The sequence below is a fragment of the Lactococcus sp. FSL W8-0209 genome (assembly GCF_038006585.1).
GTDB lineage: Bacteria > Bacillota > Bacilli > Lactobacillales > Streptococcaceae > Lactococcus > Lactococcus lactis.
Genome location: NZ_JBBOVN010000004.1, coordinates 25,082 through 33,043, shown reverse-complemented (window position 1 = coordinate 33,043; position 7,962 = coordinate 25,082). Strand labels below are relative to the sequence as shown.

The 7,962-nt window shown below is 32.7% G+C and carries 12 protein-coding genes and 1 pseudogene; 8 read left to right on the top strand and 5 right to left on the bottom strand.

All coding sequences use genetic code 11. The features are described from left to right. From MKX45_RS12420 to MKX45_RS12400, 5 genes and pseudogenes are all read right to left on the bottom strand, one after another. A pseudogene (locus MKX45_RS12420) lies at positions 1-132 on the bottom strand (RepB protein); the annotation flags it as partial. A 568-nt stretch (positions 133-700) separates the two neighbouring features. After that, entirely contained in the window at positions 701-1,300 is a 600-nt protein-coding gene (locus MKX45_RS12415) for a recombinase family protein (protein ID WP_340817442.1), read from the bottom strand. Between the two features lie 3 nt (positions 1,301-1,303). Beyond that, positions 1,304-1,759 carry a hypothetical protein gene (locus tag MKX45_RS12410; RefSeq protein WP_340817440.1) on the bottom strand — a complete coding sequence of 152 codons (456 nt, stop codon included), beginning with the start codon at positions 1,757-1,759 and terminating at the stop codon, positions 1,304-1,306. A gap of 30 nt (positions 1,760-1,789) precedes the next feature. Beyond that, the gene (locus MKX45_RS12405) at positions 1,790-2,086 is read right to left on the bottom strand and encodes a BRCT domain-containing protein (RefSeq protein WP_340817439.1); all 297 of its coding nucleotides are present in this window, start codon (positions 2,084-2,086) and stop codon (positions 1,790-1,792) included. Positions 2,087-2,202: 116 nt separating this feature from the next. After that, complete coding sequence (locus tag MKX45_RS12400; protein ID WP_340817438.1) at positions 2,203-2,712, bottom strand: ABC transporter permease; 510 nt, start codon at positions 2,710-2,712, stop codon at positions 2,203-2,205. 132 nt (positions 2,713-2,844) lie between these two features. Between MKX45_RS12400 and MKX45_RS12395 the strand changes: the two genes are divergently transcribed. From MKX45_RS12395 to MKX45_RS12360, 8 genes are read left to right on the top strand one after another with little or no spacing between them, the layout of a single operon-like run. Then, entirely contained in the window at positions 2,845-3,162 is a 318-nt protein-coding gene (locus tag MKX45_RS12395; protein ID WP_003131262.1) for a helix-turn-helix domain-containing protein, read from the top strand. A 33-nt stretch (positions 3,163-3,195) separates the two neighbouring features. Then, positions 3,196-3,963, top strand: coding sequence for an SGNH/GDSL hydrolase family protein (locus tag MKX45_RS12390; RefSeq protein WP_340817437.1), 768 nt, complete (start codon positions 3,196-3,198; stop codon positions 3,961-3,963). Positions 3,964-4,002: 39 nt separating this feature from the next. Continuing rightward, complete coding sequence (locus tag MKX45_RS12385) at positions 4,003-4,782, top strand: Wzz/FepE/Etk N-terminal domain-containing protein (protein ID WP_340817436.1); 780 nt, start codon at positions 4,003-4,005, stop codon at positions 4,780-4,782. Between the two features lie 9 nt (positions 4,783-4,791). Further along, entirely contained in the window at positions 4,792-5,487 is a 696-nt protein-coding gene (locus tag MKX45_RS12380; RefSeq protein ID WP_340817435.1) for a polysaccharide biosynthesis tyrosine autokinase, read from the top strand. A gap of 54 nt (positions 5,488-5,541) precedes the next feature. Further along, complete coding sequence (locus MKX45_RS12375; RefSeq protein WP_340817434.1) at positions 5,542-6,306, top strand: tyrosine-protein phosphatase; 765 nt, start codon at positions 5,542-5,544, stop codon at positions 6,304-6,306. 21 nt (positions 6,307-6,327) lie between these two features. Further along, complete coding sequence (locus MKX45_RS12370) at positions 6,328-7,014, top strand: sugar transferase (protein ID WP_340817433.1); 687 nt, start codon at positions 6,328-6,330, stop codon at positions 7,012-7,014. Between the two features lie 4 nt (positions 7,015-7,018). After that, the gene (pssD, locus tag MKX45_RS12365) at positions 7,019-7,468 is read left to right on the top strand and encodes a PssD/Cps14F family polysaccharide biosynthesis glycosyltransferase (protein WP_058212379.1); all 450 of its coding nucleotides are present in this window, start codon (positions 7,019-7,021) and stop codon (positions 7,466-7,468) included. Continuing rightward, positions 7,468-7,959: a glycosyltransferase gene (locus tag MKX45_RS12360; RefSeq protein ID WP_127093893.1), complete on the top strand. Its 492-nt coding sequence runs from the start codon at positions 7,468-7,470 to the stop codon at positions 7,957-7,959. Before pssD ends, MKX45_RS12360 begins: the two co-directional genes overlap by 1 nt. Positions 7,960-7,962: the final 3 nt, after the last annotated feature.

Sequence of the window (7,962 nt, the reverse complement as noted above, 5' to 3'; positions counted from 1 at the left end):
TTTTAGAGCGGTCTTTTGCATTTTAGCAATAGAGGTAATCAAGCTGTTATGCTCCACCACTTTGCGTTTTTCAAGGTCATTCACGGTCAGTACCTGCTTTTGATTTTTTTGTTTTTCTGCTATAATAGACATAGAAAGTTACTCCTTTGTGAGTGATTTTAAGGTGGCATAGAGAAAGTGATTTTGCGGTCATAATTTCTCTATGCTTTTATTATACCAAAATATAGGGGAAATTAAAACTTTTTTCCCCTATATACATCGCTTTTTTTCCCTATATACATCGCTTTTTTCCCCTATAAAAAACTGTAAAACCTTGTAAACACTAACTTTTTTATCACGCAAAAGAACAAAAGATTAAAATATATAAGATAAATTAATAAAAGGACTTGCTAAGGCAAGTCTATTTTTTATTTTTTTCAATCTTAAAATCAGGGTCAAAAGAAAAAGTCAAAAACATTGAATGGATGTTCTGATTTTTAACTCCCTGTTTGCTCTTGTCGCTCCGCTTGTACGCCTTGCATTTAGAATTGCTACATTCTGCCACTAAGAAAAACTCTCTCACGGTCGTGACTACTTTGAGAGAGGATAAGACTTTAAATAGTCCTAGAAGCTCATAGTTTGCATTCTAAGACATTTTAAACGTGAATTGGCAATAAATATAATAGTTAAAAGAAAAAACCTTCTGAGGGCTAATATCAGCTTATTCTTTTCTGTCTTCTCTTATCACGTTATATTTTTGACGATAACGTCGAAAAGTCGTTCGATTAATTCCAGTTTTACGTTCGATTTCTTTTTCTGTTAATCCTTGTTGGTATAAATCAAAGGCATGTTGCAAGCCCTCATCTTCAAAAGAATATTTCTTTTTTCGTCCTTTAAATCGTCCGCGTTGTTTGGCAATGGCAATCCCTTGGGCTTGCCGTTCTCTAATCCGTTTTCGTTCACTTTCTGCTTGGTATTTGTACAACTCAATCATTAAGTTATTGATTAAACGCCTTAAATTATCGTCTTCAATCCCTGTCATGGATGTCAAGTTTAAGACTTCCAGCGTTGCGTCTTTTTGTTGAATTTGGTTCATCAGTTCGGTTAATTCTTTGTTATTTCGTCCTAAGCGGTCTAATTCTGTCACCACGACAATATCACCCTCACGTAAATAAGTGAGCATGGCTTGTAATTGAGGATGTTCAGTAGATTGTCCGCTTGCCTTATCTGAAAACACCTTAGAAACGTCCTGTAAGGCTTCTAACTGGCGGTCTAGGTTCTGTTCTTTGCTTGAAACACGAGCATAACCTATTTTTGCCATTTTCTATTCCTCCTCTTTATCATTATTGGCTTCTGCCAAATTGTCCAACGTTTTAAGTAAATCAGATAGTTTATCGTGTTTCACTTTATAAATCACTTGCTGTTTTTTATCCTTACCAATGGTGATGTAATCGCCATAAATCATGTATCTTCTGACAAATTTTGTTCCACGGTTCAAATCCAGTGTATACGTACTAGCACCAACTAAACCGCCAGTATCTTTGACCTCATTTTTTTGGGATAAATCCAACTCATCAAGATAATCGACAATTGATGAAACCATTTCTTTTTCCTTGATATTCATATCCGTTTCTTGAAATTGATAGTTACTCCCATTGGTAATGGTAAAATGAATACGGTCAATATTCTCTTTCGATAATTTTTTGGAGTTCGTACCACATGCTACAAGTCCAAAAATAGCTAGAAGAACAATGCTACTAAATGCGATTATTTTTTTCATTTATAGTTTCTCTCTTTCTTTAATGATTGTTTACAATCCTTTTGATAGTAATTGGAAAAATTGTGCTAAAAAGTCCACAAACTCTTTTTCGCTCATGATAATTAAAGGCTGTCCTAATTCAATCGCTTGTTCTGCTTCTGTCAGTTTTTGAGAAGGGGAATAGCCCTTGATTAAATCAATGGGGAAATAGCCTGTCACCAGCCGTGTGGTTTTTTTCGTGACACTACTTTGATGATGACCTTCTAGCCCTGAAATAATAGCTTGTGCCTGTTTTCTCGTCATTGTGGTGAGTGTTCCCGTGAACACGAAATATTCATTTTCTAACAATTTTCCACCTCTTTTTTTGAACAAGTCTACTGAACACCTGCAATACCTATTATACCACTAACCAAAAATAGTTCAATAGAGTATTATTGAACTTAGTTAACTCATTATTTATAAAATTAAGCAATATCTTGTTTTCTATTCTTAGATATAATAAGCGAAATAGATATAAAGATAATAGCGTAAATTATCATTATTAAAATAGATTTTGAAGGTATCTCATTATTACTTATATATCCAACAGCTAACTCTCTAAAATGATAGGTAGGAGTTAATTTAGATAACATTTGCAACCATTCAGGAAATTGACTAGTAGGAAACCATAATCCCCCTAACATCGCTAAAGCTAAAAATAATATATCGGAAAATACAGGTGCTGTTTTTTCATCTTTAAAATTTGTTAAAATAGTTCCTAAACTAAGAAACACAATGGCTCCAAATAATAGTAATAATCCTGACATAAGCCATTGAATAAAGGTTAAGTGAATTCCTCTAACTAAAAATACTAAAGTAATTGAAATAATGAAAAAAATAATCATTTTAATTACTTTAACAATAAATACATCAATTTCTTGCAGTTTAAAGTTTGAAACCCATACCTTCACTTGCATTAATAGGTTTTGTTTCATATAATATACTAATATAGTATAGAAAATTAAAAAAAAACACCAAAATGGTTTAACTTAAGCAAGTTTTGATTTAATTTTTCAGAAAAATTAGGGTTTTTCTTACAGAATTTAATAAAAAGAGGGGTTATATTTATGAATGATTTATTTTATCATCGGCTAAAGGAACTAGTTGAATCAAGTGGTAAATCTGCAAATCAAATAGAAAGGGAATTGGGTTACCCTAGAAATTCTTTGAATAATTATAAGTTGGGAGGAGAACCCTCTGGGACAAGATTAATAGGACTATCAGAGTATTTTAATGTGTCTCCAAAATATCTGATGGGTATAATTGATGAGCCTAATGACAGTTCTGCAATTAATCTTTTTAAAACTCTAACTCAAGAAGAGAAAAAAGAAATGTTTATAATTTGTCAAAAATGGCTTTTTTTAGAATATCAAATAGAGTTATAACAATAATAAATTTAGGGAGTTTTTCTTATTAATATGATGAAAAAAGGAATTTTTGTAATTACTATAGTGATATCTATAGCAGTGATAATTGGAGGTTTTTATAGTTATAATTCTAGGATAAATAATCTTTCAAAAGCTGATAAAGGAAAAGAAGTTGTAAAAAATAGCAGTGAAAAAAATCAGATAGACCTTACCTATAAAAAGTATTATAAAAATTTACCAAAATCAGTTCAAAATAAAATAGATGATATTTCATCCAAAAATAAAGAAGTTACTTTAACTTGTATTTGGCAATCTGATTCAGTTATTTCTGAACAATTTCAACAAAACTTACAAAAATATTATGGAAATAAGTTTTGGAACATCAAAAATATCACCTACAATGGCGAAACAAGTGAACAATTATTGGCTGAAAAAGTTCAAAATCAAGTATTGGCGACTAACCCTGATGTTGTTTTATATGAAGCTCCACTTTTTAATGATAACCAAAACATTGAAGCAACAGCCTCATGGACTAGTAATGAGCAACTTATAACAAATTTGGCTAGTACAGGAGCAGAGGTGATAGTTCAACCCTCTCCACCGATTTATGGTGGTGTTGTGTACCCCGTACAAGAAGAACAGTTTAAACAATCTTTATCTACAAAGTATCCCTATATAGACTACTGGGCTAGTTACCCAGACAAAAATTCTGATGAAATGAAGGGGCTGTTTTCTGATGATGGAGTATATAGAACATTAAATGCTTCGGGGAATAAGGTTTGGCTAGATTATATTACTAAATATTTTACAGCAAACTAATTAAGTTATAAATAACAATTATTAAATATTGGAGAAGAAATGCAGGAAACACAGGAACAGACGATTGATTTAAGAGGGATTTTTAAAATTATTCGCAAAAGGTTAGGTTTAATATTATTTAGTGCTTTAATAGTCACAATATTAGGGAGCATCTACACATTTTTTATAGCCTCCCCAGTTTACACAGCCTCAACTCAACTTGTCGTTAAACTACCAAATTCGGATAATTCAGCAGCCTACGCTGGACAAGTGACCGGGAATATTCAAATGGCGAACACAATTAACCAAGTTATTGTTAGTCCAGTCATTTTAGATAAAGTTCAAAGTAATTTAAATCTATCTGATGACTCTTTCCAAAAACAAGTTACAGCAGCAAATCAAACAAATTCACAAGTCATTACGCTTACTGTTAAATATTCTAATCCTTACATTGCTCAAAAGATTGCAGACGAGACTGCTAAAATTTTTAGTTCAAATGCAGCAAAACTATTGAATGTTACTAACGTTAATATTCTATCCAAAGCAAAAGCTCAAACAACACCCGTTAGTCCTAAACCTAAATTGTATTTAGCAATATCTGTTATAGCCGGATTAGTTTTAGGTTTAGCCATTGCTTTATTGAAGGAATTGTTTGATAACAAAATTAATAAAGAAGAAGATATTGAAACCCTGGGGCTCACGGTTCTTGGTGTAACAACCTATGCTCAAATGAGTGATTTTAATAAGATTGCTAATAAAAATGGTACGCAATCGGGAACTAAGTCAAGTTCGCCTAGCGACCATGGAGTAAATAGGACATCAAAAAGGAATAAAAGATAGGAGTTCAGGATGGCTAAAAACAAAAGAAGCATAGACAACAATCGTTATATTATTACTAGTGTCAACCCTCAATCACCTATTTCTGAACAATATCGTACGATTCGTACGACTATTGATTTTAAAATGGCGGATCAAGGGATTAAAAGTTTTCTAGTAACATCTTCAGAAGCAGCTGCAGGTAAATCAACCGCAAGTGCTAATATAGCTGTTGCTTTTGCACAACAAGGTAAAAAAGTACTTTTAATTGATGGCGATCTTCGTAAACCGACTGTTAACATTACTTTTAAAGTACAAAATAGAGTAGGCTTAACTAATATTTTAATGCATCAATCTTCGATTGAAGATGCCATACAAGGGACAAGACTTTCTGAAAATCTTACAATAATTACCTCTGGTCCAATTCCACCCAACCCATCGGAATTATTAGGATCTAGTGCAATGAAGAACTTGATTGACTCTGTGTCCGATTTCTTTGATGTTGTTTTGATTGATACTCCGCCTCTCTCTGCAGTTACTGATGCTCAAATTTTGAGTAGTTATGTAGGAGGAGCAGTTATTGTTGTACGTGCCTATGAAACAAAAAAAGAGAGTTTAGCAAAAACAAAAAAAATGCTTGAACAAGTTAATGCAAATATTTTAGGGGTTGTTTTGCATGGGGTAGACTCTTCTGAGTCACCATCATATTACTACTACGGAGTAGAATAATTGGAATAAACTTGAATCAAATAAAAGAACGAAATTCGTAGGATAGGAGAGAAAATGATTGATATTCATTGCCATATTTTACCGGGGATAGATGATGGGGCTAAAACTCCTGGAGATACTTTGACAATGCTGAAATCAGCAATTGACGAAGGGATAACAACTATCACTGCGACTCCTCATCATAATCCTCAATTTAATAATGAATCATCGCTTATTTTGAAAAAAGTTAAGGAAGTTCAAAATATCATTGACGAACATCAATTACCAATTGAAGTTTTACCCGGACAAGAGGTGAGAATATATGGTGATTTATTAAAAGAATTTTCTGAAGGAAAGTTACTGACAGCAGCGGGCACTTCAAGTTATATATTGATTGAATTTCCATCAAATCATGTGCCAGCTTATGCTAAAGAACTTTTTTATAATATTCAATTGGAGGGACTTCAACCTATTTTGGTTCACCCTGAACGTAATAGTGGAATCATTGAGAACCCAGATATATTATTTGATTTTGTTGAACAAGGAGTACTAAGTCAGATAACAGCTTCGAGTGTCACTGGTCATTTTGGTAAAAAAATACAAAAGCTGTCATTTAAAATGATAGAAAACCATCTGACGCATTTTGTTGCATCAGATGCGCATAATGTGACGTCACGTGCATTTAAGATGAAGGAAGCGTTTGAAATGATTGAAGAAATTTATGGTTCTGGTGTATCACGAATGTTTCAAAATAATGCAGAGTCAGTGATTTTAAATGAAAGTTTTTATCAAGAAAAACCAACAAAGATCAAAACAAAGAAATTTTTAGGATTATTTTAAAGAGTTTAAATGGAGTAAATAATGGAAGTTTTTGAGGATGCCTCATCACCTGAATCGGAAGAACACAAATTAGTAGTATTAAAAAATTTTTCTTATAGAGAGCTGATTATAAAAAGAGCAATTGATATCCTAGGAGGATTAGTGGGTTCAATTTTGTTTCTTATTGCGGCTGCATTGCTTTATGTCCCTTACAAAATGAGCTCGGAAAAAGATCAAGGGCCAATGTTCTATAAACAAAAACGGTATGGAAAAAACGGTAAAATTTTTTATATTTTAAAATTTAGAACAATGATTCTTAATGCTGAGCAGTATCTAGAGCTACATCCAGAAGTTAAAGCCGCCTATCATGCCAATGGTAATAAACTAGAAAATGATCCCCGTGTGACGAAGATTGGTTCATTTATTAGACAACACTCAATTGATGAATTACCACAATTTATTAATGTCCTTAAAGGAGATATGGCATTAGTTGGTCCAAGGCCAATTTTGCTTTTTGAAGCGAAAGAATATGGGGAGCGCCTCCCTTATTTACTGATATGTAAACCTGGAATTACTGGTTATTGGACAACACATGGTCGAAGTAAAGTTCTTTTTCCTCAACGAGCAGATTTAGAGCTCTATTATCTCCAGTACCATAGTACGAAAAATGATATGAGGCTTTTGGTACTCACAATTGTACAAAGCATGCACGGGAAGGATGCTTATTAAAAAAATGAAAATAGCTTTAGTCGGTTCAAGTGGCGGACACTTAACACATTTATATTTGTTAAAAGATTTTTGGAAAAATGAAGAACGGTTTTGGGTTACATTTGATAAACCAGATGCACAATCTATTCTTAAAAACGAGAAATTATATCCTTGCTACTACCCTACAAATCGTAATATAAAAAACACGATCAAAAATACTATTTTAGCATTTAAAATACTACGAAAAGAAAAGCCAGACTTGATTATTTCAAGTGGTGCTGCGGTGGCTGTGCCATTCTTTTGGCTAGGAAAGTTATTCGGAGCAAAAACAGTATATATTGAAATTTTTGATCGAATTGATAAACCCACACTTACTGGAAAATTAGTATATCCAGTAACAGATAAATTTATAGTCCAGTGGGAAGAACTAAAGAAAGTTTATCCTAAAGCGATTAATTTAGGAGGAATATTTTAATGATTTTTGTAACTGTTGGCACGCATGAGCAGCCTTTTAATCGTCTGATACAAAAAGTAGATGAGTTGGTTAGCGATGGAAAAATAAAAGAGGAAGTATTCATACAGATTGGATACTCGACTTATGAACCAAAGTACACAAAATGGGCAAAAGTAATCGGGTATGATGAAATGGCGGACTGTCTAAAAAAAGCTGACGTGGTTGTTACACATGGTGGCCCGTCCACATATATGCAAGTTTTAAGGTTAGGTAAAATACCAGTAGTCGTACCACGTCAACTAAAATTTAATGAGCACGTCAACGATCACCAACTTTGGGTAAGTAAGCAAGTTATGGACAAAGGTTATCCACTTATACTATGTGAAAATATCGAAAATTTATTATCAGATATTAAGAAGTCAAAAAAAGTAGTTAATATATTAGAAAATAGCCATAATAAAGAATTTATAGATAAACTTTATACAGAAATATATTCGATAATAAAGAAATAAGGT